Here is a 24,040-nt window from a genome sequence, read left to right as displayed (position 1 = left end):
GGCCAGTAACCCACTAGGGGCCAACGATGTTTGCGTCATGAACTGATGCCTGCAAGGCCATGTCGCCCTGCGTACACTGGAAGTTTTGACCGGAGCAAGCGCATGGACACCATCCAGTTAGGTCAGAGTGACCTGCACGTTACCCCTATTTGCCTAGGCACCATGACTTTTGGCGAGCAGGTGGCTGAAGCAGATGCCCACGCCATTCTGAACCGTGCTTTAGAGCGTGGTATTAACTTTATCGACACCGCCGAGATGTATGCGGTGCCTGCCCGCGCCGAAACCGCTGGTGCCACCGAAACCATCATTGGCCGCTGGCTGGCGCAAAACCCCGGTGTGCGCCAAAGAATCGTGCTTGCCACCAAGGTAGCAGGCCCCTCGCGTGGCATGCCTTGGTTGCGTGGTAGCGATGGCCTGACGGCGGCCGACATCGTGGCCTCTTGCGAGGGCAGCTTGCGCCGCTTGCAAACCGAAGTCATTGACCTGTACCAAATCCACTGGCCTGAGCGCCATGTGCCCGCTTTTGGCATCAAATACTACGACCCAACGCAAGAGCGCACCCAAACCTCACTGCATGAGCAATTGGAAGCACTGGCTGGGCTGGTAAAAGCAGGCAAGGTGCGCCACATTGGTCTGTCTAACGAGACCCCTTACGGCGTGCATGAGTTTGTACGTCTGGCCCAGCAGCATGGCCTGCCGCGCATTGCTACCGTGCAAAATCCCTATTGCCTCATCAACCGCAGTTACGAAAATGCCCTCGATGAGACCTGCCACCGCCTGAATGTGTCGCTGTTGGCTTATTCTCCGGTGGGTTTTGGTCTGCTCACGGGCAAATACGACCAAAGCGGCACCACGGGGCCAGAGGCACCGCAGGGGGCGCGCTTGTCCACCTATGAGTCGGTGCGCAAACAGCGCTGGGGCCGACCCGAAGCCCTGGCCGCTGCGCGCCGCTACAACGCGCTGGCCCGTCAGCATGGCCTGACACCCACTCGGCTGGCACTGGCGTTTTGCTATACCAAATGGCAGGTAGCCAGCACCATTATTGGCGTCACCTCGCTGGCGCAACTGGAGGAAGATTTGGATGCTTGGGGCACCAACTTGTCGCCCGAATTGCTGGCCGAAGTGGATGCTATCCGCTGGGAGTTGGGTGACCCAGCCCTTTGAGCCGCTGGGCAGGGGTAGCGTTTGTGGTTCAATTTGCCATCATGGCAAAAAAAGACAGCAAAACCACCCACGTCAGTGAAACCCCGGCCACGCAATGGCTCAAAGCACAGGGGGTAGCATTCACGGGGCTGCCCTATGACTATGTAGAGCACGGCGGCACCGCGCACAGTGCTGCCAGCTTGGGGCTGGATGAGCATACCGTGGTCAAAACCTTGGTGATGCAAGACCAAGACGCCAAGCCGCTGATCGTGCTCATGCACGGCGATTGCAAGGTCTCGACCAAGGCGCTGGCCCGCCAGATCGGTGCCAAATCGGTGGAGCCTTGCACCCCAGAGGTGGCTAACCGCCACAGTGGCTATTTGGTGGGCGGCACATCGCCATTTGGCACGCGCAAAACCATGCCGGTGTATATCGAATCGTCGATTCTGGAGCTACCGCGCATTGCCATCAATGGTGGCCGTCGGGGCTTTTTGGTACAGATCGAGCCGCAAGTGTGCGTGCGTTTGCTGGGCGCAACGCCAGTGCAATGCGCCTTGGCAGAATAAAACCACGGGCCGCTGGCACAATGACGCCCCGCTAAACCCTTCTGGAGATTGATTTTGCCCCTCGTTTATTCCGCTCTGGCGGTGCTGGCGGCCTATTTGCTGGGCTCGTTGTCGTTTGCAGTCATTGTGAGCCGCGTCATGGGCCTGAATGACCCGCGCACCTTTGGCAGTAAAAATCCGGGTGCCACCAATGTGTTGCGTTCGGGCAGCAAAGCCGCTGCCATTTTGACGCTCGCGCTCGATGCCGCCAAGGGCTGGTTGCCCGTGGCACTGGTGCGCTGGTTTGGCGCGCCCTATGGCCTCGAAGAAGGCACGCAAGCGCTGGTGGCTTTGGCGGCGTTTGTCGGGCATCTCTGGCCGGTGTTCTTTGGCTTTAAGGGCGGCAAGGGCGTGGCTACGGCGTTGGGGGTGTTGTTGGGCGTGAGTGGTTGGCTGGGGCTTGCCACACTGGCGGCTTGGCTGGTGGTGGTGTCCATCTCGCGCTATGTCTCGCTGTCGTCTATGGCGGCGGCTTTGTTTGCGCCTACCTTCTTTTTATTGGCGGGTGGGCCGCTGTGGTATGCCGATCACCGTGTGGCAGCGGCCATTGGAGCGATGGCGGGCTTGCTGGTGTGGCGGCACCAAGAAAACATTGGGCGCTTGCTGCGTGGCACCGAGTCCAAGCTGGGCCAAAGCAAAAACAAAGCGCCTGTGCCAGAGGCACCCGCAGTAGGCCATGTACACCCAGTGGGTAACAAAAAGCGCCGTCGCTAAAACAAAGGGATTGAAGCAAGGGCCGTGGTGGCCCTGCTGGCAGGCGCTGCCGCTGGCAACGCACATAAAAGAGGTTTGACGAGCCTTACCCCCGGCACTGTATCTGCGGTTAGGGCTGCTTGGTTCCCCACCTGACCCGGTTGGCCGCTTCCCCATGCGGGGAGGCCCGTCAACGGCAATTGTAATCTATAAGAGATCAGCGTTTGCCGGGCAGCATCCGCAGCAGGGTGTTGTCGCGCAGCACATAGTGGTGTACCAGCGCAGCAGCGGCGTGCAGTGCCACCAGTCCATAACCGACCACAGCCCCGATTTCGTGTACCTCTTTGAACCAGTGGGCGGTGTTGCTGTTGGTAGAAGTCAGCAGCGGCACGGGGATACCTCCCGGAAAATAGACAGGGGCGCCCTTAAAGCTGAGTGCCAGCCAACCCAATACCGGTAGCCCGATCATCAAAACATAAAGCCCCGCATGGGCACCGTGGCCCAGCAAGGATTGCCATGCGGGGGGGGCTGGTTCAATGGCTGGTGTGGTGCTAGACAGGCTGGCCATCAGGCGCACCCAAACCAGCACAAATACCGCCAGCCCCAGGGCATAGTGGGCCGATTTAATCAGTTCACGCGCAGGAGTCCCCTTGGGGTACATGCCCCGCAGTTCCATCGTGGTGGCTGTGGCAATCAACAGCAAAACCATCAGCCAGTGCATGGCGATAGAAAAGCGGTGGTAGCGTTGTGGAGCGGCGGGGGTGACCATGTTTTTTGAATCCTAGGCAAAAAGGCCATCTTCGCCCGCCTAACTGAAGGTTTTCTGAAGGTGCCTCAGCACTAAGGCGGGGCACACATAGAATCACGCCCCATGTCCTACATCGTGCTCGCCCGCAAATACCGTCCACGCAACTTCACTGAGATGGTGGGGCAGGAGCATGTCGTGCAGGCCCTGAGCAACGCCCTCACGCAACAGCGCCTGCACCATGCCTACCTGTTTACCGGCACCCGTGGCGTGGGTAAAACCACCGTGTCGCGCATTTTGGCCAAATCTCTCAATTGCCAAGGGCCAGATGGCCAAGGCGGCATCACCGCCACGCCCTGCGGCGTTTGCCAAGCCTGCCAAGACATCGACAGTGGCCGTTTTGTCGATTACACCGAACTCGACGCCGCCTCCAACCGGGGCGTAGATGAAGTGCAAAGCCTGCTAGAGCAGGCGGTGTACAAGCCGGTGCAGGGGCGCTTTAAGGTCTTCATGATCGACGAAGTGCACATGCTGACCAACACGGCGTTTAACGCCATGCTCAAAACGCTGGAGGAGCCGCCCGAATACCTCAAGTTTGTGCTGGCTACCACCGATCCGCAAAAAGTGCCGGTCACGGTGTTGTCGCGCTGCCTGCAATTTAATCTGCGCCCGATGGCCCCTGAGACCGTGCTGGAGCACCTGAGTCATGTGCTGGCAGCAGAGCATATCCCCGCCGAGGTGGCGGCACTGCGCTTGCTGTCGCGAGCGGCACGGGGGTCGATGCGCGATGCTTTGTCGCTCACTGACCAAGCCATTGCTTTTGGCAGTGGGCAATTGCAAGAAGCAGCGGTACGCCTGATGCTGGGCGCGGTAGACCGCTCCCATGTGTTGCGCTTGATTGAAGCACTGGCGCTGGGCGATGGTAAGACCGTGGTCGAAACCGCTGAACTGCTGCGCTTACATGGTGTTTCTGCTGCCGCTGCGCTAGAAGACATGTCTGCGATGTTGCAGCGCATGGCGGTATTTCAGGCTGTGCCGCCAATGGCCGCCGCTGCCGCTGTAGACGCTGATGACCCTGATGCAGCGGCCACTGTGCGTCTGGCCGCTCTGATGCCCGCAGACGAGACCCAGTTGCTCTACAGCATCTGCCTGCATGGGCGCGCCGAGCTGGGCTTGGCCCCCGATGAGTATGCTGCCTTGACCATGGTGCTGTTGCGTCTGTTGGCGTTCAAGCCCGCCGCCGCAGCGGGGGGGACAGAAAAAAAAACACTGACAACGGCTGATACAGCGCCGCTGCCAGCGCCCCTTGTCGTTAGGCAGGCCATTGCACCGGCCCCGCCGCCGATGGCTGCGGCTGCTGCCCCAGCCATCGCGCCAGCGCCGCTACCCGCGCCCAAGGTGATGCCGCATGCGCTGCCGGAGACAGCACAGCGCCCGCCCGTGCCCACAGTCGCTCCTGCCAAGCCAGACCCTGTACCCGCCCCGCCTGTGGCCCCCTTGCCTTGGGAAGATGCGCCTCCAGAACCAGTCTTGGCACCAGTACCAGCACCGGCAGCCGTTGCCGATACCCCCTTGGGCGAGCGCTGGCATACGCTGGTGCAGTCACTGGTAACCAGTGAGGCCATCACCGCCTTGGCCCGTGAGTTGGCGTTGCAGTCACAATTGCAGTCCTGCGATGAGGGGCCTTGGTGCTTGCGCATTGAGCACGAAACTCTCAACCAGCCCACGGCCCGCGAACGGCTCACTACTGCCTTGCAGGCCGCAGGCCATGCCCAAAGCGGTTTGCGTATTGAGCTGGGGCCGGTCTCTGACACCCCCGCCCGCCGCAATGCTGCTGCCGAAAAATCCCGCCAAGAGCAAGCCCGTGCTACCGTGCTGGCCGATAGCCGGGTGCAGGCTTGGATGCGCGATTACGATGCGCGCATCGTGCCGGGCAGCATCCAGCCCCAGTAAGCTGCTGCTCAAACAGGCATTGATTTTTTTCCCTTTTTTCAGTTCACAACGAAAGGAACTTACATGTTTAACAAAGGACAACTGGCTGGCTTGATGAAACAAGCCCAAGCCATGCAGGACAACCTGAAAAAAGCCCAAGACGAACTGGGCCACGTCGAAGTCCAGGGCGAATCCGGTGCGGGTCTGGTCAAAGTCACCATGACCTGCAAGCACGACGTCAAGCGTGTCACCATCGACCCCAGCCTGCTGGCCGAAGACAAAGATATGCTCGAAGACTTGGTGGCTGCCGCCTTCAATGCTGCTGTGCGCAAGGCCGAAGAAACCTCGCAAGAAAAAATGGGCAAGATCACCGCAGGTATGCCCGGACTGCCCGGTGGCATGAAGTTCCCGTTCTAACGCCAAACCGCTTCCCCATGCCTGTTGCACCTGCGCACAGCCTTGAGGCGCTCATCCAAGCCCTGCGGCGTCTACCGGGCGTGGGTGCCAAGTCGGCAGCCCGTATGGCCTACCACCTGTTGCAGCGCGACCGCGATGGCGCTTTGCAGCTTTCCCAAGCACTGGTGCAGGCGGTAGACCACATGCGCCATTGCGAGCGTTGCCACACCTTTACCGAAGCGCCCATTTGCGCCATCTGCCAAAACCCGCAACGCGATGCCACCCGGCTGTGCGTGGTAGAAACCCCGGCAGACCAAGCCGCGATGGAGCGCACCGGGGCCTTTGCTGGCCTGTATTTTGTGCTAATGGGGCGCATCAGCCCCTTGGATGGTATTGGCCCCCACGACCTTGGGCTGAAAAAGCTATTAGACCGGGCCAGCGATGGTGTGGTGCAAGAGGTCATTTTGGCCACCAACTTCACGGCAGAAGGCGAAATGACTGCCCATGTCATGGCCCAAGCCCTCAAAGCCCGTGGCTTGCGGGCTACTCGTCTGGCACGCGGCGTGCCGGTGGGCAGTGAGCTGGAATATGTCGATCTGGGTACCATTGCCCACGCCTTGGCCGAGCGCCGTTAAGGCGCACCGGTAGCGCTTCTCTCCCTTCTCTCTGCTTTTGCTTTTTTCATGATTGACTTACGGGGTATCACCCAAATTTATCCGGGCCCACAAGGCCCGGTACAAGCACTACGCGGCATTGATTTACACATCTTGCCGGGTGAAGTTTTTGGCATCATCGGACGCAGCGGTGCGGGCAAAAGCTCGCTGGTGCGTGTCATCAACCTGCTCAATCGGCCTACCCAAGGGCAGGTGATTGTGGCCGGGCATGATCTGGCGCAACTCAACGATGCCCGTTTGCGCGCAGCGCGGCGCGATATTGGCATGGTATTTCAGCATTTCAATTTGCTGTCTTCACGCACCGTGTTCGACAACGTTGCCCTGCCGCTCGAATTGGCTGGTATGGCTAAAAATGACATCCGCCAGCGTGTGAACCCGCTGCTAGAACTGGTCGGGTTAACGGCTTTGGCCGACCGCTACCCCGTACAAATCAGTGGCGGACAAAAGCAGCGTGTGGGTATTGCACGGGCCTTGGCCAGCCAGCCCAAGGTGCTGTTAAGCGATGAGGCCACCTCCGCACTCGATCCAGAAACCACCGGCTCCATTTTGGCCCTATTGCGCCAAGTGAACCAAGAACTGGGTCTGACCGTGGTGCTCATCACCCACCAAATGCAGGTGATTAAGCAAATTGCCGACCGTGTCGCGGTGATGGATGCGGGCCGCATTGTCGAGCAGGGCCGGGTGATTGATGTGTTTACTGCACCGCAGCAGCCGATTACCAAACGCTTGATCGATGAGATCGTGCCGCAAGAATTGCCTGCCACCGTGATTGACCACGTGCGCCAGCTTCAGCCCCCCTTGCATGGTGGCAGTGGGCAACTACTGCGGCTATCGTATGCTGGGGAGCGTGCCTATCAGCCCATTCTTTCGCACTTGATTCGGGAGTATGGGCTGGACTTGTCCATTTTGCACGGCCAGATTGACGAGATCCAAGGGCAGGCTTTTGGCTCCTTGGCGATTTACGTCAGCGGCCAGAGTGGGCCATTGCAAGCTGCGATTGCACAACTGCGCAGCGAAGGCGTGCGCGTTGAAGAAGTAGACACCGGGAGCGCCCAACATGTTTGACAATCTTTCTGCCATGATGCTGGAGCTGTTTGCCACCTCCTTGTGGGAAACGCTGGTGATGGTGGCCGTTTCAGGGCTGGTGGGGGCACTGCTGGGCATCCCGTTGGGTGTGTTTTTGCGCCTGACCGACCAAGGCGGTATTTTGGAAAACCGCCTGTTCAATAAGACGGTAGGCGGGGTGGTCAATGCCGTGCGTTCCACGCCATTCATCATCTTGCTGGTGGCTATCATCCCGCTCACCCGTGTGCTCACGGGGTCGTCGATTGGCACGGCAGCGGCGATTGTGCCCCTGACCTTGACCGCAGCACCCTTTGTGGCCCGGTTGGTAGAGGCCGCGCTGCGCGAGGTCGATCACGGCTTGGTGGAAGCCGCCCAATCGATGGGAGCTACCACCAGCCAGATTGTGTACAAAGTATTGTTGCCCGAAGCCATGCCCGGCATTATTGCGGGCTTAACCATCACACTGGTCAGCCTGACCGGCTATTCGGCAATGGCCGGGGCCATTGGCGGTGGTGGCTTGGGCGACTTGGGCATCCGCTATGGTTACCAGCGCTTCTTGCCCGATGTCATGCTGGCGGTGGTGCTGGTGCTTATCGTGTTTGTGCAAGCCATCCAGAGCCTAGGAGATTGGGCCGTGCGGCGCTTAAGCCACCGCTGATACCCCCATCCCCTTTAGTCTCATCTTTTCCGGCTTTAGAAAGCCGGAACCACCGCGCCCTTGTATTTTTCCAAGATAAACTTTTTCACTTCGGGGGTACGCAGGGCCTTGACTAGCTTTTGGATGAGTGGGTCATTGGCTCGGTCGGCGCGGGCAGTAATGATATTGGTGTACGGTGAATCAGCACCCTCAATGAACAAGGCATCCTTGGTTGGATTGAGTTTGGCTTCGATAGCGTAGTTGGTGTTGATTAACGCCAGATCAACATCGGCCAGCGCGCGTGGCAGCAAGGCGGCTTCTAGTTCGCGGAACTTGAGCTTTTTCGGGTTCTTGACGATATCAATCGGGGTGGCGGTGATGTTTGCCGGGTCTTTGAGTTCAATAAGCCCTTGTTTTTGCAGCAGCAACAAAGCACGACCGGCATTTGACGGGTCATTGGGAATAGCTACCACTGCGCCATCTTTTAGGGCCTTGATATCTTTGATTTTGTGCGAGTAAGCACCAAAAGGCTCGACATGGATTTTGCCGTTGGGCACCAACACCAAGCTGCTCTTGCGGTCTTTGTTGTAGCTGTCTAAATACGGCTGGTGCTGGAAGAAATTGGCATCTAGTTGCTTGTCTTCAACCGCTGCATTGGGTTGGATGTAATCGCTAAATTCACGCACCTGCAAATCTACGCCTTGGGCCTGTAGCTGGGGCTTCACAAATTGCAAAATTTCAGCGTGGGGCACGGCAGTAGCGGCCACTTTGAGCACATCAGCAGCATGACTGGTCAGGGCCAAAGTCGCCAAGGCCAAGGCAGAGAGGGTTTTCTTCAACATATCAAAAATACCTTTTTAAAGTGAGAGTGGTTGCCAATGAAAGCCTGTGTATCAGGTCGGGGGATGCTCTTGGGTATTAAGGAGTAATTGCATAAAAACCAAATCAAGCCAGCGGCCAAATTTGGTGCCAACTTCTTGCATCAATCCGGTTTGTGTAAAACCTAATTGACGGTGCAGGCCGATAGAGGCAGTATTGCCTGCTTCAATCGCTGCCACCATAACGTGTTTATGTAGCTGCTGCGCTCGCTCGATCAGTTCGTGCATCAAGGCTTTGCCTACGCCACCCCGCTGCGCCGCTGGGTGTACGTACACCGAATGCTCTACTGTGTGCCGATAGCCTTCAAAAGCGCGCCAGTCGCCAAAGCTGGCATAACCGAGCACCCGTTGTTCTGCATCCACAGCAACTAAGATCGGATAACCCATTTTTTGGCGCTCCGCCATCCAAGCTGTGCGATTGGCCAAGTCTACGGTTTTTTCGTTCCAGATGGCAGTGGTGTGTAGCACGGCATGGTTGTATATTTCTAAAATGGCTGAAATATCAGCCACAGTGGCATCTCTGATGTGCATTATCAGTGGCTTTGCAGGAGTGAATTGATTGGTTTTTGTATTGTAGCAGAATCAATCTATCAGTATCGAATAGAGTATTTGTTGCGATATAACAAATTGAAATTTATTTATATAAAAACAATCTTGTTTATCTGATTTTATTTTGTAGATTGTTATGAGGTAAAAATCAGAAAAAGAGGGAGCCGCTGCTCATAGCTGGCGAAAATCAAAAATCAGCAACCATTGATCGGCACCTTGGCTCCATCCCTGATGCAAGGAGCCTAGCGCCACCAATCCGGGCAGGCGGCAGTGTTGGCGCACCAGCACGGGCAGGGGGTAGACAGCTGTGGCATCGAGCGTGATCAGGTGCGGGGGGGTTGGCAGCGAGATCAACACCGGCTCCCGCCCTCGGTAAATTTTTAGGTATTGGCGCGCAGCGCCCTTGACAGGCTCTAGATCATCCAGCCCCAGCAGACTCTCTAGGCTACCCCAAGGCGCGGACGTTGGTGTGGTCACCATTGCGTCCACTTGGTCGCTAGGGCAAGCAATGCAGTAGCCACCGGCACTGAGCACGACCAGCTCTAGGGAGGCAACAACGGAGGGCAGCGACACGTTCTTTAATCACCAGTGTTGGCGTAGTCTGACAGTAGTCGGTTGACATCTAACACCGACACTGGCTGCCCATGAAGTTGCAGCACGCCCAAAATCAGTGGCCGCAGTAGCATCGGCACAGTGGCGGGTGGTGGCTGGATGTTGCTGTGCAGCACATCGCAAACATCGATCACCCGATCGACCCGAATGCCGCTGCGCACCGTATCCCCCTGTGCGATCAGGATCAGTGAGTCTGTCGAGGCCGGCATGGCAGGCAAGCCCAGCAGCGTGTGTGGCAGCAGCACCGATTCGATATCGCCGCGCACGTTAATCACCCCTTCGAGGGTGGCAGGTGTTCCGGGAATAAAAAACACCGGCTGGTGGGCCAAAATTTCTTTGATCTGTTCACCGTGAAAAGCAAACCATTGCTGGCTACACTCAAAAATCACCAGTTTGAGCGTGGGCTCATCGACATTGATGATGCCTTGGCGCGCCTCTGCCTCTTGGTGTTGGGACAATATTTGATCGAGAATCTGGCCACTCATGGTGCATCTTCCTCAATCAGCACCTGATTGCGCCCATTGTGCTTGGCGCGGTAAAGCGTTTTGTCTGCGGCTTCACGCAATGCCGTCAGGGTGGTATGGCGGGTGCAACTGGCAATGCCCGCACTGAACGTGCAAGAAAAAGTGCCTTGCGGCGTTTTAAATTTGAACAATTCAAAATTGCGGCGCAACTCGTCAATGATGTCCCAGGCCATCGCGGGCGAGGCTCCTGCCAGAATAATGGCAAACTCTTCGCCGCCGTAGCGGCCCACAATGTCGGAGCCACGCAGGCGTTGTTGCATCAAGCGCGACAAGGCCAGCAGCACTTGGTCGCCCACGGGGTGGCCGTAAGTGTCGTTGACTTGCTTGAAAGCATCAATGTCGATCATCGTAAAGCACAGCTCAGCCTGTTGCCGCTCGGCGTTGGCCAAGACGTTTTCTAGAAACTGTGTGATGGCGGTGTGGTTGAGCAGCCCTGTTAGGCTGTCGCGCACCATCCGAGAGCGCAAAATGCGCATCCGGTCGGCCCGTACGCTCACGGCAGCCACCAGCTCTTGGGGCACTACCGGTTTGCACAAAAAGCCTTCTACCCCCACCTGCATGGCCGAAAAAAGTTTTTGGCGATCTGTTTCGCTGGACAGATAAACGATGGGCAAACCCACATAGTCGGGCAATTGGCGAATCAACTTGGCCAGATCGCGACCATTGCATCCGGGCATGTAAATATCCATCAGCACGATGTCGGGCCGGAAATCATCCAGTGCATTGCGCAGTTGGGCTGGATCGGTCAGTTGTGCTGTCAGCATTCCTGCTTCTTGGAGCAAGATGGCATGGTAGGTGGCTACTCCCGGTTCATCATCCACGATCAGCACCCGGTAGGGCTCAGGTTGTGAACGGTTGCTCAGTTCGTCCATCACCCGCACCAAATCCATGACATTGACTGGCTTGTGAAAATAGGCTTCACCGCCCGCCAAGACGGCATTGAGCCGCGATTGGATGTCATCGTGGCTGGACATAAACACGGCTGGCAGCGGTTTGCCCATTTCTTGGCGAATGGCCTGCACAATGGAGGTTCCTGCCGAACGGCCTTCGGGAAACTCAATGTCCATGAGCACGACATCCGGCCAGCGCTCGCGCACTGCTTCGCGCAACGCCTCTGTGCTCAGAAAAGTGTGGATTTCATAACCAAAACAACCCAGCTGAATAGACAGTTGTTGCAGTAGCAGCTCATCGTCTTCGCATAGGTAGACCAAGCAGGTCTCTTTGGGGCTGAGTGGGGCAATACATGTTTCAGGCAAGAGCAGGGCCTCGTGTTCAGTGTATTCTGATGCAGATTCGGTGGTGCACAGTGCAGCAATGTGCAGCCCAAGCACTTGGACAGATTGCCCAAATAACTGATGGCAGTCTGTAGTGGGGGCGCTAGCACCAGAGTCGAGCAAAGAACACACTAGGTCTTCTACTTGTCCAGCCACATCGCCAAGATCACTGAAGCCAAACGAGCGCCCAGTGCCTTTGATGTTGTGTACCAGCCGGTGTAATTCATCGAGCACGGGGGCAGCAGCTGCGGTGGTGCTCAGCTGTGTAGACAATACCTTGATGCGCTCCAATCGCTCAGGCAGTTGTTCTAAGAACTTCTTGCGCAGGGCAGCGATTCTTTCCTGGGCTGTCATGCTTTGGTTGCGGTGAGTGTGCAGGCCTGGGCTATAGCCACTGGCAGTGTGCTATCCAGATCAAAATCTTTCATGACGCAAGCACCCAGACGCGGCTCTAGCGCCAGCAGTTTGGCCGGATCGTCGCCGGTGAGCAAAATAAAGGGCAGCGTACTGCCCTGCTCGCGCAGTTCGCGGAACAGGTCAATGCCTGTAATCAGTGGCATGTTCATGTCGCTGACGACCATCTCAATGGTGGCGTCGGTGTTCAGATGGCCCACCGCATCCATGCCGTCTTGAGCCAGCAGCACGCTGTGCCCGAGCTCTTGGAGGATACTGCTGATCATCTCTGCGGCCATCGGGTCATCATCGACTATCAAAATACGCATGGTCTTGTCCTTATTTTAGGGGTCTGTTGATAGTGGGCCAGCACTTAGCCGAGCAGCGACTTGAGTGTATCTACCAGATTGCTGCGATCAAAATCCCCTTTGACGATGTAAGCATCTGCTCCGACTTGGATGCCTCGTCGTTTGTCTTCGTCTTTTTCGCGCGAGGTGATAATAATGATGGGCTTGGTTTGGTACTTGGTCTCTTGGCGCAGACGTGCAGTGAGCGTAAAGCCATCCATGTGGGGCATTTCCACATCCGTTAGCACGGCATCAAAATCGTTAGCCAAGGCCTTGTTGAGGCCATCGAGGCCATCTTCGGCCAAAGTGACTTGATAACCATAGGCTTGGAGTACATCACGTTCAATTTCACGCGTATTGAGCGAATCATCTACCACCAGCACATGGTAAGTGCTGACGTCGCCTTGGTGGTGGGTGGCTTCGGCGCGCACTGACTCGCCGCGTGCTTGGCGGGCGGCATCGAGCAAGGCCGGCGCATGCAGCACGCTGGCCAGCTCATTGTGTCCGGTCAGTACCATGCCCGAGAGCAGTGGCAGGTGTTTGAGGTGGGCAGGCAGTGCCTTGATGACCATGTCGTGTTCGTCCAAGAGGGCATCAACACAGACGGCCAGCGCCTGATTGTCCACGCGCAGCACCAGCATCAGTAGGTTGGCGTCGGTGGTGGAACCCTGTCGGGGTGATGGAGTGCGTTTGGGCGGAATGGCCAGCAGTTCTGCTAGACGTACCACAGGCACAAATTCGTTGCGGATAATCACGGCTTGGCGGCCCGCCACCAGCATCAGGGCCTCGGTGGGTAGGCGCAGCAGTTCGCCAACATATTGGGCATTGATGGCAAAGGGCAGGCCCTGCACCTCGACCAGCAGCATACGCATCATCGCCAGTGACAAAGGCAGGCGCAGCGAGAAGGTGGTGCCCACGCCCGCGCGGGTATCAACGCTGATGATGCCATGCAGCTCGTTCAAGACGCATTCCTTGACTACATCCATGCCCACACCACGCCCAGACAGGTCGGTGATGATGTGGTTGGTGGACAAGCCCGGCAAGAAGATCAGGTCGATCAGGCCCCTATCGCTCAAGGCGGCTGCTTTTTCAGGGGTAATAAATCCTTTTTTGATGGCTTTATCACGCACTTGGTCGAGTGCAATGCCCCCGCCATCGTCGCTCACTTCCAGCAGAACCCAGTTGCCATCTTGGCAGGCACTGAGCGTGAGTGTGCCCACGGTGGGCTTGCCTCTGGCCGCCCGCAGCTCTGGTGGCTCGATGCCGTGGTCTACGGCGTTGCGGATCAGGTGGATGAAGGGGTCGGTTAGTTGGTCGATCATCTGCCTGTCTAGCTCGATGTCGGCACCGCGCACGGTGCAATCGATTTGCTTGCCCACCGAGCGTCCAAGGTCGCGAACCAAGTGCGCCGCTGGCTCAAAGACGATGGCTAGTGGCAGCATGCGCATAGCCAGTGTCTTGTCATGCAGTTCATTTATCAGCATAGCTTGGGATTGCACGTCGTCTCTGAGGGCTTGAGCAAAGCGCCGCAGTTGCTGGGCTAGTCCGGCATCGTGCTGGGCCGCAGCGTGTTCTAGCGCACGCAAGTCTGCTTGGCGCTGTTGCAGCCGGACATGGCTAGAGACTACTTCTCCCATTAGCTTGATGAGCTCGTCGAGCTTGGTCAGGCGCACGCGCACGGTGTCGGTGGTGCTAAGCCTGGGTTCCACTGCCGCCGGGGCAGGGGTGGGCGCTGGTGGTGCGCTCTGCTCGGCGTTGTCTGTAGATGCTGTGGGTTGTGGTGTTGTAGTGGCAGGGCCTACGCCCGTGCTGGCTTGCATCAGTGCAGCCACCAGTGCTGCATCTACAGCGGGCAGGCTGCCGGGGTCGCCCGTGCCGGCCAGCACATCGACCAACGTGGCCAACTGGTCAATTGCCTGTTGCAGTAATGGCCCCAAGGTGGGGGTGTAGGTCAGGCTGGTATCGCGCAGCTTGCCCAATACCTCTTCGACCTGAAAGGCGGTCTCGGTGATGGGCAGCAGCTTGAGCATGCGTGCCGACCCCTTGATCGTATGCGCTGATCGAAACAGGGCATTGATGGTGTCGTGGCTGGCGCCGCCATTGCCAAGTTGGGCGATGCCCTCGCTCAATTGGCGGATGTGGTCGCGGGCCTCTTCAACAAAACGGGTAATAAACTTGCGGATATCAATGGCCATGTCTATTTCCGTCCTGCGGGCAGACTGGCCAGATGGCGCTCACACAGCTTGCGTATTTCGCCCGTAGGCAGTGCCAGAGGGAGATGGCGGATGCCGTGGTCAGTGTTGCTGTCATCGAGCAATTGCAGCACGGCGTGATAGGCCCGACGGGCCAGTTGCGTATCGCCACGCTGGCGGTACAAATCGGCCAAGTAATAGTGGGCGGGCCAACAAGCATGGTGTGCATAGGCAGCCTGTTTGAAGCAGCGGATGGCCTCATCCACCCGTTGCTGGCTGCGCGCTGCTTGGCCGAGCAAAAAACTGGCATCAATCGACCAGTGGTCTTGGCTCAAGACACTGTGGGCCAGCGCCTCGGCCCCTGAGAACTGGCCCCGCTCTAGCAGCACCGTAGCTTTGAGCAAGAGCAAGGCCGGGTTGTGGGGGGTGATGGCGAGGGCGGCGTCGAGTTGCTGTAAGGCTGATTCGTAATGGTGACCGGCCACCAAGCGGCGCAAGGCATCGCCGTCGATGGCTGTTGCCCGTGTCGGTGCTGTGCTTGCTTGGCTAGTGACGACAGATGTGGGGCGTTGTAGCGCCGAAACCGCAGGCGCAGCCGCAGCCGCAGCCGCCATCGGGGCGCGCCGCAGAGGGGGAGGTGGTGTGAGCGTTGGTGGTGGTCTGTGCAGTGCAGCCCGGCGCGACAGCGTACTGGGCAGCGGCGGCTTGCCCTTGGCAAAATAGAACATCCCGTCTTCTTCGATCAACTCAAAGACGTTGAGGTCGTTGGCCAGCGTTTCGGCGGTGCCGGTAAACAGCAGGCCATCGGGCCTTAAGACCTCAGACAGGTGCTGCTGAATGCGTTTGCGCGTGGCAGCGTCAAAATAAATCGAGACGTTGCGAAACAAAATGACGTCAAAATCCGTCAGTGGCAACGGCCTTTCGGGCTGTAGCAGATTGAGCAGCCGAAACTGCACCCGCTGGCACATATTGGCGGCCAGTGCATAGCCGGATGCAGACTTCTCAAAATAGCGCTGCCGAATGTCAGGGGCCACGCCCCGAAAAGAGAATTCGGAAAAAATCGCCCGGCGCGCCTTTTCTAACATGGCACTGTCAATATCGCCCGCATGAATGGAAAACATTTCGGCGGCGGCGGTGCCGTATTTTTCTTGCAGGGCGATGGCCAAAGAATAGGGTTCTTCTCCTGAGGAGCAGCCTGCACTTAAAATACGAATCGGTGAGGGCTGGCTTGGCCGGGCTACAAAGCGCGGCAAAACCCGATCAATCACAAAACGCAACTGCTCTGGTTCGCGGAAAAAATAGGTTTCGTTGATGGTTAATAGATTGACCAGTTCTTGAAACTCGCTATTGCTCACCCCAAGGCGCAGAAAATAGGCATCGGCGCGCAACTGTAGGTATTGCACCCGGGTCATGATGGCTTGGCGCAGTTTGGCATCATCGCCAGCGCTGGCAAAGCCCAGCCCGCAGCGCTCATGAATCAGCACCTTGAACGGTGCTAGATCGACCGGCGCACTCATGCCCAGCCACCTGCTAGCTTTTGCATCTGCTCGCTAATAGCCATGATGGGCAAGACCTGTTGCACGGCCCCCGACTCGATGGCAACGCGGTTCATGCCAAAAATCACTGAGCTGGCTTCATCCTGTGCCAAGGTGACACCACCGCTTTGGCGAATCTGGGCCATGCCTTGCACGCCATCGGAGCTCATGCCCGACAAGATGATGCCCACCGCTTGCAAGCCGCAGATATTGGCCACCGATTTGAGCAGGTGGTCGCAGCTGGGGTGAAAGATGTCGCCAGACTTTTGTTCGTCTAGCACCAATTGAAGGCGGCGGTTGATACTGAGGTTGCGTTCTGGTGGCGCAATGTAGATGTGCCCCGCTTGCAGGCACACGGCCTCTGTGACCAGATGCACTGGCATCGGGCACAGGCTACCCAACCAGTCCACCATGCCTTGGGCAAACCCGAACGCTACATGCTGTGCCACCACCACAGGGCAAGGAAAGCTGCTGGGCAAGGCGGGCAAGATCGTAGCGAGTGCCTGTGGCCCGCCGGTAGAGGATGCAATGGCAAAGACCCGGCTGAACTGCGTTCGCTGGCCTGTAGGTTCGAGCAGGCTTGAGGTGGGGCTAGATTCTGGCGTGCGGCGCATTGGCCCGTTTCGCATCACCTTGGTGTTGGCTAGCACCCGTATTCGGCGTGCCAAGTCGGCCCCTGAGGTGGCATTAAACTGGGGTTTCATGACCACGTCCAAGGCACCACCTTGGATGCAGTCAAAGGCATTTTTGGCATTTGCCACACTGCTAATCACCAGAATTGGCAAAGGCGATGCCGCCATGATTTCCCGTATGGCTTGTGTGCCGGTCATGACCGGCATGATGATGTCGAGTGTGAGGACATCGGGCTTGAGACGCTGCACTAAATCGATGGCTTCGCGGCCATTGGCAGCTTCACCCACCACCTCGATGCCATCGTCCTCTTGCAGCAAGGTGCGCAGCACCTCGCGCGTCAGTTTGCTGTCATCGGCAATGACGACCCGTATTTTGGCAGGCATAGTTCCTTGTTCCTATGGCGTCCCTCAGTGAACCTGCGGGTCTACCAAGCTGTGTCCGTCATGTTGGAAACTGCCTGCGGCCTCGTTTAGTGAGGCGGCCAGTTCTGACAGGTGCTTGCTGACATTAGAAATGCTCTGGATGGAATCGGACGTATTGCCGCTGGCTTGCATGATTTCACGCAGTGCCGTCAAAATCTGGCTATTGGCCGTTTTTTGCTGCTGGGTCGATAGAGAAATTTGCAGCGCGGCCTCATTGGTGCGGCTGGTGGCAGTAACCATGCTTTCTAGGCGCTGCGTTGCTGCACCCGTGGCCTGCATACCTTCTTCGATACTGGCTACGCCTTTCTCCGAGGTCAGAACCAAGCGCTCAATTGAGTCTTGGATGGCGTTGATTTCATCGGCAATTTGTTGTGTTGAGGCTGTGACGCTATCGGCTAGGCGGCGAATTTCGCTGGCAACCACAGAAAAACGCCGACCGGCATCCCCGGCACTGGAGGCTTCTAGGGCCGCATTGAAGGCAATCAGGCGCGTTTGGCCCGCAATGTCACTGATGATTTCCATCACTTTGCCAATTTGTTTGGACTTGACGCCCAACGCGATAATTTCTTGGGTGCCGTGTTCACTTTGTGCACGAATGCTTGCCATGCGCGATTGCACTTCTTCGATGGCTTGTAGGCAGTCGCGGCTGTTTTCCCAGCCCTGTTCTGCCAGATCGACCACTGATTTGGCATGCTCTGCAATTTGCGATGAAGTGGCCGACATCTCTTCCATCGTGGCGGTGATTTCACTCACCGAGGCTGACATCTGCGACGACGATGCCGCCTGCTGCATGATAGATGCCTTGATGTCTCGTGTGCTGCTGTGTACGGCTTCGGCGGTGGTTTTCACATTGCCCAGTGCCAAGCCGAGCTTGTGTTGCATGGTTTTGAGGTGGCCCATCAGGCTGTCGGGCTGCACGGATTTTTCTAGTTCTAGTTCGCGCAGATCACCGTCGGCCACACGCTGTACCGCCCGTGTGGCGGTGGCTGGCTCGCCTCCTAGTACTTTGAGTAGGTGTCGGTAGGCTAGTTGTAAACCCAGTGCTACCCCCAGAAAGTTGAGGACGATGGTGGCCCAGACTTCTTTGCGTGCCAAATCGCGGTCCTGTGTTGCCTCCTGGACGGCCTTGGCCGTGCGTTGCTCCATCAACACAAAAAATTCGTCGATGGGCTGCATAATTTTGGACTTTACGGCGTGGTAGCTGTCGTCGTGCATCAGCCGCCGTGCTAGCTCGAAGTCAGGGCGACCATGCTTGGTAAACTCCCCATTGCCATCCTGGAAATTACCTTTCATGGCGTTCATGGCGATAGTTTCTTGGCGCACCAAGATGTCGGATTTTTCTACGGCCTCGTCGAGTTTGGCAAATTCGGACTCGGTAAAACCTGCCTCTTTCATCAACTGGTGCAGGGCCACTTTGGGGCCGTTTGGGCGTGGTTTTGCTTGTCCAGCAGCCACAAAATCCCAATAAATACGGTGGTAAGCCTCTGGCATGGGTTTGTCGCCCTTGCGGATGGCCAATACTTCCCAATATTGTTTTTCAAATTGGGCGTCGCCAGTGACAACGTAAGTTCTGGCCAGCCGGGTCAGGTCGTCCGAGCTTTGGCGCAGCATGTCAGCCAGCAGGTAGGATTGGTGGCGGTTGGTCTCTGCCTCAATGACGCGATTGGCTGCCGATGACAAGCCAGACAAGGCTGCGAAGGTGATCAATACCAAGAGCAGCGACAACACGGTCAGCCAAACGAAGAGGGAGCGCAGACTGGATTTGAACTGTCGCATGTATATTCCTTGAGGGGCACAAGCGCAGGCGGGTGCAGCGACAACACCCATGACTTGTTGCGCTCATCTGTATTTTTTCATCGCTGTGCGCGTGGCAACGCGGCGCACCGGAGATTAGTGGCGGCGCACTTTGGCCGGAGAATCAGCCTGCGCTACCTTGCGCACGGGTTCTTTCTTTTTGGCTTGGGCAGTGGTTATGCCCCGTGGCTTAGAGGCCAGCGCTTTTTTGCTGTCAGCTTTGTTGCCGTCTTTGGCCGCCATGCGGGTGGTTGGCACGGCTTTTTTGGCAGTGTCACGGCTGCTATCGCGTGCCGCCATATGGGTTTTGATTTGCACTGGCAAGAACAGCACCACCTCTTGTCCCGGCTTGAAGGCGGCCTTGGGCTTGATGTCGTTCCAGTCGGCCACGCTAGCTGGGCTGACACGGTAGCGCTGGGCCAGCGTAATGACGGTATCGCGTTTTTTGGCACGCACTACAGTGCGCCGGGTCACGATTTCTGGGGTTAGGGCCATGTGGCCGTTGTCTGCCACATGCTCGGTTACATCTTCGCGCATGGTGGTCGAGCGCGGCACCATCAGGGCCGAGCCTGCCTTAATGAGCATGCGGGGCGGGATGTTGTTGAGGGCGCGCAAATCGGTTTCGGACATGCCAGCGCGTTGCGCTGCCTCGGCCACGTTCATGGTGCTGGGGACTGTCCAGACCGTCCAACTGGCGTATTGGCCTTGGTTGTGCGCCTGCAGGTTGCGCTCAAACACTTTGGCGTTGTCCCAAGGCAGCAAAATTTGCGGCGTGCCTGCGGCCAAAATCACCGGCTTGTTAAACGATGGATTGAGGGCGCGAAAATCAGCCTCGCGCACCCCAGACAAACGTGCCACCAAGGCCACATCAATATCGTGGGTGATATCTACCGTCTGAAAGTAGGGGTGGTTTTCAATCAGTGGCAGTTCGGTGCGGAAGGCATCGGGGTTGGCAACAATGTTCTTGACCGCCTGCAACTTGGGCACATACATCCGCGTTTCGGCGGGCATGTTTAGGTCAGTGTAGCGGATGCCCAGGCCTGCTTTTTGGTTTTTGGCAATGGCCCTGCCTACGCTGCCTTCGCCCCAGTTGTAGGCCGCCAGCGCCAAGTGCCAGTCGCCAAACATGCCGTGCAGCTTTTGCAGATAGTCCAGCGCGGCGCGGGTTGAGGCCAGCACATCGCGCCGGTCATCGCGAAAGACGTTTTGCTTGAGGTCAAAATAGGTGCCAGTGGCAGGCATAAATTGCCACATACCGGCAGCTTTGGCACTAGAGACTGCTTGCGGGTTAAAGGCGCTCTCAATGTAGGGCAGTAAGGCTAACTCGGTGGGCATACCCCGGCGCTCTAGCTCTTCGACGATGTGGAACAGGTATTTGCTCGAGCGCTCTGTCATGCGCAGCATGTAGTCTGGACGCTGGGCGTACCACTGCTCGCGGTCTTGCACCAAATCATGTTGCAGATCGGGCATCGCAAAGCCACGGCGGATGCGATCCCACAGATCGGCGGGAGTAAACAGGGGAGTTACCTTGCCATTGCCCGCTTTACTGGGGGTGATGGGCTCCAAGGTTTGGTCGGGCGCCAGTGCTGTAGAACTGGTGGTTTCCCAAGCGCTGTCTGTGCTGTAGGATGGGCTGTTGCCAGTGCCCGAGGTGGTGGCACAGCCTGAAAGCAGCAGGGCACCAGCCAAGCAAGTCAAGGACAGAAGTTGCATTAGAAGTTATTTTTCCATTCCCGCAGCGTGGCCAACACAGACACCGCATCATCGGGGTTGAGACAAGAAGAAGGGGCTTGGGCTTGCGCCGCTGCCACCACGGCGGGCACACGGGCGCGCAGGAAGGGGTTGATTTGGCACTCTAGCCCGATGTGCGAGGGCAAGGTGGGCTGCTGCTGTGCCCGCTGGGCCTCGCACTGTTGCTGGTATTGGGCCAGCGCGGCATTGCCCGGCTCTACGGCACGGGCAAACTTTAAATTGGACAAGGTGTACTCGTGCGCGCAGCACACACGGGTCTGGGGTGGTAAGGCGGCCAAAGCGTCTAAAGAGGCCAACATTTGCGCGGGCGTGCCTTCAAACAGGCGGCCACAACCGCCAGAAAACAGCGTGTCGCCACAAAAAAGCAGTGGTGCTTGTGCGGGCACGGTAGCGTAATAGGCCACATGGCCGGCAGTGTGGCCGGGCACATCCAGCACCGCAAACGATAAACCCAGCGCTTGCACCTGCGCACCACCCTGCACCGGCAATGTGCCTGCGGGCATGGTTTCTTGGGCCGGGCCATACACTACAGCGCCCGTAGCGGCGCGCAGGGCCTCTACCCCACCGACATGGTCGGCATGGTGGTGCGTGACTAGAATGGCTTGCAATTGCAGCCCCAGCTTGCCTAGCGCTTGCAGTACAGGCGTAGCATCACCAGGGTCGATTACAAGGGCCTGGCCTGCGTCGTGCAGTAGCCAGATATAGTTATCAGAGAAGGCGGGCAGTGGTAGCAGATTCATGAGCACCCAAATTATAGATTTGCACCATTGGTTCGATTCTCCCCCCGGACACTACTTGTTGCAATGGGAACAGCACTGCTTTGACCAAGCCGTGGCTGATATTTTTGGCTACCATGCTTTGCAAGTGGGTATGCCCTTGCTTGATGGCTTGGGTGCCAGTCGCATCCCGCACCGCTGGCGGGCGGCAGACTCCACCTTTGTGGCAGGCCCCAATGCGGGGCCTGCCCCCGACTTGTTGCTGCACACAGTGGCCTTGCCTTTTGCTGACCATAGTTTGGATTTGGTGCTGTTGCCGCACTCTCTAGAGCTGAGTTTAGACCCCCATGCCACCCTGCGCGAGGTGGCGCGGGTGTTGGTGCCTGAAGGCAGGGTGGTCATCAGTGGCATTAACCCGGTCAGTTTGTGGGGCATGCACCAAAGGCGTTTGCGCTGGATGCAGCGTTGGGGCGGGCCGTGGTATTTGCCCGATGATTGCCAGTTCATCACCCCTTGGCGCTTGCGCGATTGGTTGCGGCTGCTCAGTTTTGAGGTCGGTGCTACCCAATTTGGTTGCTACCGTCCGGCCTTGCGCACAGCCTGTTGGTTGCGCCGCTTTGCGTGGTTGGATCGCCTCGGCCCCCATGCTTGGCCGATACTCGGGGCGGGCTATTTTTTGGTGGCTATCAAGCGGGTGCATGGTATGCGCCTGTTAGAGCCAGCTTGGCGTCAGCGCCAGTCACGGGTGGTACATGGTGTATCCGCCCTGAACCGCAGCCGCGATTAACCGCATAGATAGGAAAAAAGTGTGAACGAGGTGGTCATTTATACCGATGGTGCTTGCAAAGGCAACCCCGGCCCCGGTGGCTGGGGGGCTTTGTTGCGCTCTGGTGCGGCAGAAAAAGAGCTGTGTGGTGGCGAGATGGGTACCACGAACAACCGCATGGAACTGCTGGCGGTGATTGAGGCACTATCGGCCCTCAAGCGGCCCTGTGCCGTGGCGCTGTACCTAGATAGCCAGTATGTGCGCAAGGGCATTACCGAGTGGATTCATGGCTGGAAGGCCAAGGGATGGAAAACTGCCAGCAACCAGCCCGTCAAAAATGTCGAACTCTGGCAGCGCCTAGATGCCTTGGTGCATGGCGGCGGCCACCGCATTGCTTGGCACTGGGTCAAGGGGCATTCGGGCGATCCGGGCAATGAGCGCGCTGATGCGCTGGCCAACCGGGGCGTGGAGCAGGCCCTAGGATGTAAGGCATAGGCTCTGTGCAGGTAAAGCTGGCGTAAAAGGCTCTGTCTTTTGCTACCTTGCCAAGATCAGGCGCTGTGCTGGCCAAGAGGCACTGCTACAGTGCCCTCTCTTGCACGACCTGTTCCAGCCCTTTTCATGACCCCCAGAGCCCTCTACATTGTTGTTGCCGCCATTGGTATTGCCGGCTCAGGTTTGGCCGCTTGGTGGTGGCAGCAACCGGTATCTCCAGCCAAAGAGGCTGCTCCACGGGTGGCAGAGGGCGGTCGGGCACCAGCAGCCGCCAAGCCGGTAAGCGTGGAGGTGGCAGCGGTGCGCAGTGTCACGCTGCGTGATGAGGTGCAGGCGGTGGGCAGTTTGCGCTCGCGGCGTAGTGTGGTGCTGCGCCCTGAAGTGAGTGGCCGCATTGCGGCACTCAATTTTCGGGATGGGGCCAGAGTGCGCCAAGGACAGTGGCTGGCCCAATTCGACGATCAATTGCCCAGAGCGCAGGTGCAGCAGGCGCAGGCAGAACTCTCGATTGCCCGTGCCAACCACCAACGCAACAGCGAACTCGTGGCCCAAGGCTTTATCAGCCAGCGCTCCTTGGACGAAAGCGCGGCCAATTTAGAAGTCGCCCAAGCCAAGCTGGCGCTGGCCCAAGCCACAGCGGCCCGGCTGCGCATGGTGGCACCGTTTGATGGTATTGCCGGTATTGGCAATGTGCATGTGGGCGACTATTTGAAAGATGGCACCGACATCGTCAATATCGAAGATATTGATGGTCTGCTGGTGGATTTTCGGCTGCCTGAGCGTTACCAAAGCCACGTTAAACCGGGGCAAACGGTACGTATCAGTTTGGATGCCTTGCCGGGCAGTGAACACAGCGCCATTGTGCAAGCGCTAGACCCGCAAATTGACGCCAATGGCCGTTCCTTGTCGGTGCGGGCCAGTTTAGACAACCGCAACGGCCCGCTGCGCCCCGGTATGTTCGCCCGTATCACCTTAGAGCTGGGCCAGCGCACCGGCAGCCGCATGGTGCCCGAAGAAGCCATCGTGCCGCAAGGCAATGCCACCACCGTGTGGAAGTTTGTGACTACCGCTGCTGATGGCAAAAGTGGGCAAGTGCGCCGCACCCCGGTGCAATTGGGTCTGCGCCGTGACGGTTGGGTAGAAGTCACGCAGGGCCTAGAGCCTGACGACAGGGTGGTGACAGCGGGGCAGCAGCGCTTGCAAAAAGATGGTGCCAAGGTACTGGTATTTGTGCCTGTTGCTACGGGCAAGCCGAGTTAAAGGCCGCC

General features: G+C 57.9%; 24 protein-coding genes and 1 other RNA gene. 11 read left to right on the top strand and 14 right to left on the bottom strand.

From position 1 onward, the window contains the following. Positions 1-102 precede the first annotated feature (102 nt). From BMX55_RS02145 to plsY, 3 genes are read left to right on the top strand one after another with little or no spacing between them, the layout of a single operon-like run. Positions 103-1,164 (top strand): aldo/keto reductase, encoded by a 1,062-nt coding sequence (locus tag BMX55_RS02145; RefSeq protein WP_091452027.1) that lies wholly within the window; start codon positions 103-105, stop codon positions 1,162-1,164. Positions 1,165-1,205: 41 nt separating this feature from the next. Further along, positions 1,206-1,709, top strand: coding sequence for an aminoacyl-tRNA deacylase (locus tag BMX55_RS02140; RefSeq protein ID WP_091453114.1), 504 nt, complete (start codon positions 1,206-1,208; stop codon positions 1,707-1,709). Between the two features lie 54 nt (positions 1,710-1,763). Continuing rightward, the gene (gene plsY / locus BMX55_RS02135; RefSeq protein ID WP_091453110.1) at positions 1,764-2,462 is read left to right on the top strand and encodes a glycerol-3-phosphate 1-O-acyltransferase PlsY; all 699 of its coding nucleotides are present in this window, start codon (positions 1,764-1,766) and stop codon (positions 2,460-2,462) included. A 74-nt stretch (positions 2,463-2,536) separates the two neighbouring features. Here plsY and ffs read toward each other — a convergent pair. After that, positions 2,537-2,633, bottom strand: an RNA gene (gene ffs / locus BMX55_RS02130) — signal recognition particle sRNA small type. Between the two features lie 25 nt (positions 2,634-2,658). Continuing rightward, entirely contained in the window at positions 2,659-3,210 is a 552-nt protein-coding gene (locus BMX55_RS02125; RefSeq protein WP_091452024.1) for a cytochrome b, read from the bottom strand. A 102-nt stretch (positions 3,211-3,312) separates the two neighbouring features. On the opposite strand from BMX55_RS02125, the gene dnaX reads away from it, so the two are divergent. From dnaX to BMX55_RS02100, 5 genes are all read left to right on the top strand, one after another. Then, a complete protein-coding gene (gene dnaX, locus BMX55_RS02120; RefSeq protein WP_091452021.1) occupies positions 3,313-5,139 on the top strand; it encodes a DNA polymerase III subunit gamma/tau in 1,827 nt (608 codons plus the stop codon). 63 nt (positions 5,140-5,202) lie between these two features. Then, the gene (locus tag BMX55_RS02115) at positions 5,203-5,535 is read left to right on the top strand and encodes a YbaB/EbfC family nucleoid-associated protein (RefSeq protein ID WP_091452018.1); all 333 of its coding nucleotides are present in this window, start codon (positions 5,203-5,205) and stop codon (positions 5,533-5,535) included. A gap of 17 nt (positions 5,536-5,552) precedes the next feature. Then, positions 5,553-6,149, top strand: a complete 597-nt coding sequence (recR, locus tag BMX55_RS02110; RefSeq protein ID WP_091452015.1) for a recombination mediator RecR — start codon at positions 5,553-5,555, stop codon at positions 6,147-6,149. Between the two features lie 48 nt (positions 6,150-6,197). Then, positions 6,198-7,253 carry a methionine ABC transporter ATP-binding protein gene (locus tag BMX55_RS02105; protein WP_091452012.1) on the top strand — a complete coding sequence of 352 codons (1,056 nt, stop codon included), beginning with the start codon at positions 6,198-6,200 and terminating at the stop codon, positions 7,251-7,253. Then, on the top strand, positions 7,246-7,911 hold the full coding sequence (locus tag BMX55_RS02100) for a methionine ABC transporter permease (protein ID WP_091452008.1): 666 nt from the start codon (positions 7,246-7,248) through the stop codon (positions 7,909-7,911). The genes BMX55_RS02105 and BMX55_RS02100 overlap by 8 nt, the downstream gene beginning before the upstream one ends. Positions 7,912-7,946: 35 nt before the next feature. Here BMX55_RS02100 and BMX55_RS02095 read toward each other — a convergent pair whose 3' ends face one another. From BMX55_RS02095 to gloB, 12 genes are all read right to left on the bottom strand, one after another. Further along, positions 7,947-8,732, bottom strand: a complete 786-nt coding sequence (locus tag BMX55_RS02095; protein WP_091452004.1) for a MetQ/NlpA family ABC transporter substrate-binding protein — start codon at positions 8,730-8,732, stop codon at positions 7,947-7,949. 51 nt (positions 8,733-8,783) lie between these two features. Further along, positions 8,784-9,299, bottom strand: coding sequence for a GNAT family N-acetyltransferase (locus tag BMX55_RS02090; protein ID WP_177172801.1), 516 nt, complete (start codon positions 9,297-9,299; stop codon positions 8,784-8,786). A 189-nt stretch (positions 9,300-9,488) separates the two neighbouring features. Further along, entirely contained in the window at positions 9,489-9,890 is a 402-nt protein-coding gene (locus BMX55_RS02085; RefSeq protein WP_143059560.1) for a hypothetical protein, read from the bottom strand. A 5-nt stretch (positions 9,891-9,895) separates the two neighbouring features. Continuing rightward, positions 9,896-10,414 (bottom strand): chemotaxis protein CheW, encoded by a 519-nt coding sequence (locus BMX55_RS02080; RefSeq protein ID WP_091451995.1) that lies wholly within the window; start codon positions 10,412-10,414, stop codon positions 9,896-9,898. Beyond that, complete coding sequence (locus BMX55_RS02075; RefSeq protein ID WP_091451992.1) at positions 10,411-12,081, bottom strand: GGDEF domain-containing response regulator; 1,671 nt, start codon at positions 12,079-12,081, stop codon at positions 10,411-10,413. Before BMX55_RS02075 ends, BMX55_RS02080 begins: the two co-directional genes overlap by 4 nt. Continuing rightward, positions 12,078-12,449: a response regulator gene (locus BMX55_RS02070; RefSeq protein ID WP_091451989.1), complete on the bottom strand. Its 372-nt coding sequence runs from the start codon at positions 12,447-12,449 to the stop codon at positions 12,078-12,080. The genes BMX55_RS02075 and BMX55_RS02070 overlap by 4 nt, the downstream gene beginning before the upstream one ends. A gap of 44 nt (positions 12,450-12,493) precedes the next feature. Continuing rightward, on the bottom strand, positions 12,494-14,662 hold the full coding sequence (locus tag BMX55_RS02065; RefSeq protein ID WP_091451987.1) for a hybrid sensor histidine kinase/response regulator: 2,169 nt from the start codon (positions 14,660-14,662) through the stop codon (positions 12,494-12,496). A 2-nt stretch (positions 14,663-14,664) separates the two neighbouring features. Beyond that, a complete protein-coding gene (locus BMX55_RS02060; protein ID WP_091451985.1) occupies positions 14,665-16,176 on the bottom strand; it encodes a CheR family methyltransferase in 1,512 nt (503 codons plus the stop codon). Next, entirely contained in the window at positions 16,173-17,210 is a 1,038-nt protein-coding gene (cheB, locus tag BMX55_RS02055) for a chemotaxis-specific protein-glutamate methyltransferase CheB (RefSeq protein WP_091451982.1), read from the bottom strand. The genes BMX55_RS02060 and cheB overlap by 4 nt, the downstream gene beginning before the upstream one ends. Positions 17,211-17,234: 24 nt before the next feature. Next, complete coding sequence (locus tag BMX55_RS02050) at positions 17,235-19,025, bottom strand: methyl-accepting chemotaxis protein (RefSeq protein WP_177172800.1); 1,791 nt, start codon at positions 19,023-19,025, stop codon at positions 17,235-17,237. 114 nt (positions 19,026-19,139) lie between these two features. Continuing rightward, positions 19,140-20,756 (bottom strand): transglycosylase SLT domain-containing protein, encoded by a 1,617-nt coding sequence (locus BMX55_RS02045; protein WP_091451975.1) that lies wholly within the window; start codon positions 20,754-20,756, stop codon positions 19,140-19,142. Next, positions 20,756-21,535, bottom strand: a complete 780-nt coding sequence (gene gloB / locus BMX55_RS02040; protein WP_091451972.1) for a hydroxyacylglutathione hydrolase — start codon at positions 21,533-21,535, stop codon at positions 20,756-20,758. Before gloB ends, BMX55_RS02045 begins: the two co-directional genes overlap by 1 nt. Here gloB and BMX55_RS02035 point away from each other — a divergent pair. From BMX55_RS02035 to BMX55_RS02025, 3 genes are all read left to right on the top strand, one after another. After that, a complete protein-coding gene (locus tag BMX55_RS02035) occupies positions 21,534-22,298 on the top strand; it encodes a class I SAM-dependent methyltransferase (protein WP_091451967.1) in 765 nt (254 codons plus the stop codon). The genes gloB and BMX55_RS02035 overlap by 2 nt on opposite strands. Before the next feature lie 21 nt (positions 22,299-22,319). Further along, entirely contained in the window at positions 22,320-22,772 is a 453-nt protein-coding gene (rnhA, locus tag BMX55_RS02030; protein WP_091451964.1) for a ribonuclease HI, read from the top strand. 126 nt (positions 22,773-22,898) lie between these two features. Continuing rightward, a complete protein-coding gene (locus BMX55_RS02025; RefSeq protein WP_091451961.1) occupies positions 22,899-24,032 on the top strand; it encodes an efflux RND transporter periplasmic adaptor subunit in 1,134 nt (377 codons plus the stop codon). The last annotated feature ends 8 nt before the right edge of the window (positions 24,033-24,040 follow it).

The sequence above is a fragment of the Giesbergeria anulus genome, from assembly GCF_900111115.1.
GTDB classification, from domain to species: Bacteria; Pseudomonadota; Gammaproteobacteria; order Burkholderiales; family Burkholderiaceae_C; genus Simplicispira; species Simplicispira anulus.
The sequence above is the reverse complement of the archived record's forward strand: the minus strand, read 5'-3'. Positions and strand labels throughout refer to the sequence as shown.

What these genes read in the sequence shown, in the direction of transcription:
- BMX55_RS02145 (WP_091452027.1), top strand. Translation starts at nt 103, where the DNA reads ATGGACACCATCCAGTTAGGTCAGAGTGACCTGCACGTTACCCCTATT.
- BMX55_RS02140 (WP_091453114.1), top strand. Translation starts at nt 1,206, where the DNA reads ATGGCAAAAAAAGACAGCAAAACCACCCACGTCAGTGAAACCCCGGCC.
- BMX55_RS02125 (WP_091452024.1), bottom strand. Translation starts at nt 3,210, where the DNA reads ATGGTCACCCCCGCCGCTCCACAACGCTACCACCGCTTTTCTATCGCC.
- dnaX (WP_091452021.1), top strand. Translation starts at nt 3,313, where the DNA reads ATGTCCTACATCGTGCTCGCCCGCAAATACCGTCCACGCAACTTCACT.
- BMX55_RS02115 (WP_091452018.1), top strand. Translation starts at nt 5,203, where the DNA reads ATGTTTAACAAAGGACAACTGGCTGGCTTGATGAAACAAGCCCAAGCC.
- recR (WP_091452015.1), top strand. Translation starts at nt 5,553, where the DNA reads ATGCCTGTTGCACCTGCGCACAGCCTTGAGGCGCTCATCCAAGCCCTG.
- BMX55_RS02105 (WP_091452012.1), top strand. Translation starts at nt 6,198, where the DNA reads ATGATTGACTTACGGGGTATCACCCAAATTTATCCGGGCCCACAAGGC.
- BMX55_RS02100 (WP_091452008.1), top strand. Translation starts at nt 7,246, where the DNA reads ATGTTTGACAATCTTTCTGCCATGATGCTGGAGCTGTTTGCCACCTCC.
- BMX55_RS02095 (WP_091452004.1), bottom strand. Translation starts at nt 8,732, where the DNA reads ATGTTGAAGAAAACCCTCTCTGCCTTGGCCTTGGCGACTTTGGCCCTG.
- BMX55_RS02090 (WP_177172801.1), bottom strand. Translation starts at nt 9,299, where the DNA reads ATGCACATCAGAGATGCCACTGTGGCTGATATTTCAGCCATTTTAGAA.
- BMX55_RS02080 (WP_091451995.1), bottom strand. Translation starts at nt 10,414, where the DNA reads ATGAGTGGCCAGATTCTCGATCAAATATTGTCCCAACACCAAGAGGCA.
- BMX55_RS02075 (WP_091451992.1), bottom strand. Translation starts at nt 12,081, where the DNA reads ATGACAGCCCAGGAAAGAATCGCTGCCCTGCGCAAGAAGTTCTTAGAA.
- BMX55_RS02070 (WP_091451989.1), bottom strand. Translation starts at nt 12,449, where the DNA reads ATGCGTATTTTGATAGTCGATGATGACCCGATGGCCGCAGAGATGATC.
- BMX55_RS02065 (WP_091451987.1), bottom strand. Translation starts at nt 14,662, where the DNA reads ATGGCCATTGATATCCGCAAGTTTATTACCCGTTTTGTTGAAGAGGCC.
- BMX55_RS02060 (WP_091451985.1), bottom strand. Translation starts at nt 16,176, where the DNA reads ATGAGTGCGCCGGTCGATCTAGCACCGTTCAAGGTGCTGATTCATGAG.
- cheB (WP_091451982.1), bottom strand. Translation starts at nt 17,210, where the DNA reads ATGCCTGCCAAAATACGGGTCGTCATTGCCGATGACAGCAAACTGACG.
- BMX55_RS02050 (WP_177172800.1), bottom strand. Translation starts at nt 19,025, where the DNA reads ATGCGACAGTTCAAATCCAGTCTGCGCTCCCTCTTCGTTTGGCTGACC.
- BMX55_RS02045 (WP_091451975.1), bottom strand. Translation starts at nt 20,756, where the DNA reads ATGCAACTTCTGTCCTTGACTTGCTTGGCTGGTGCCCTGCTGCTTTCA.
- BMX55_RS02035 (WP_091451967.1), top strand. Translation starts at nt 21,534, where the DNA reads ATGAGCACCCAAATTATAGATTTGCACCATTGGTTCGATTCTCCCCCC.
- gloB (WP_091451972.1), bottom strand. Translation starts at nt 21,535, where the DNA reads ATGAATCTGCTACCACTGCCCGCCTTCTCTGATAACTATATCTGGCTA.
- BMX55_RS02025 (WP_091451961.1), top strand. Translation starts at nt 22,899, where the DNA reads ATGACCCCCAGAGCCCTCTACATTGTTGTTGCCGCCATTGGTATTGCC.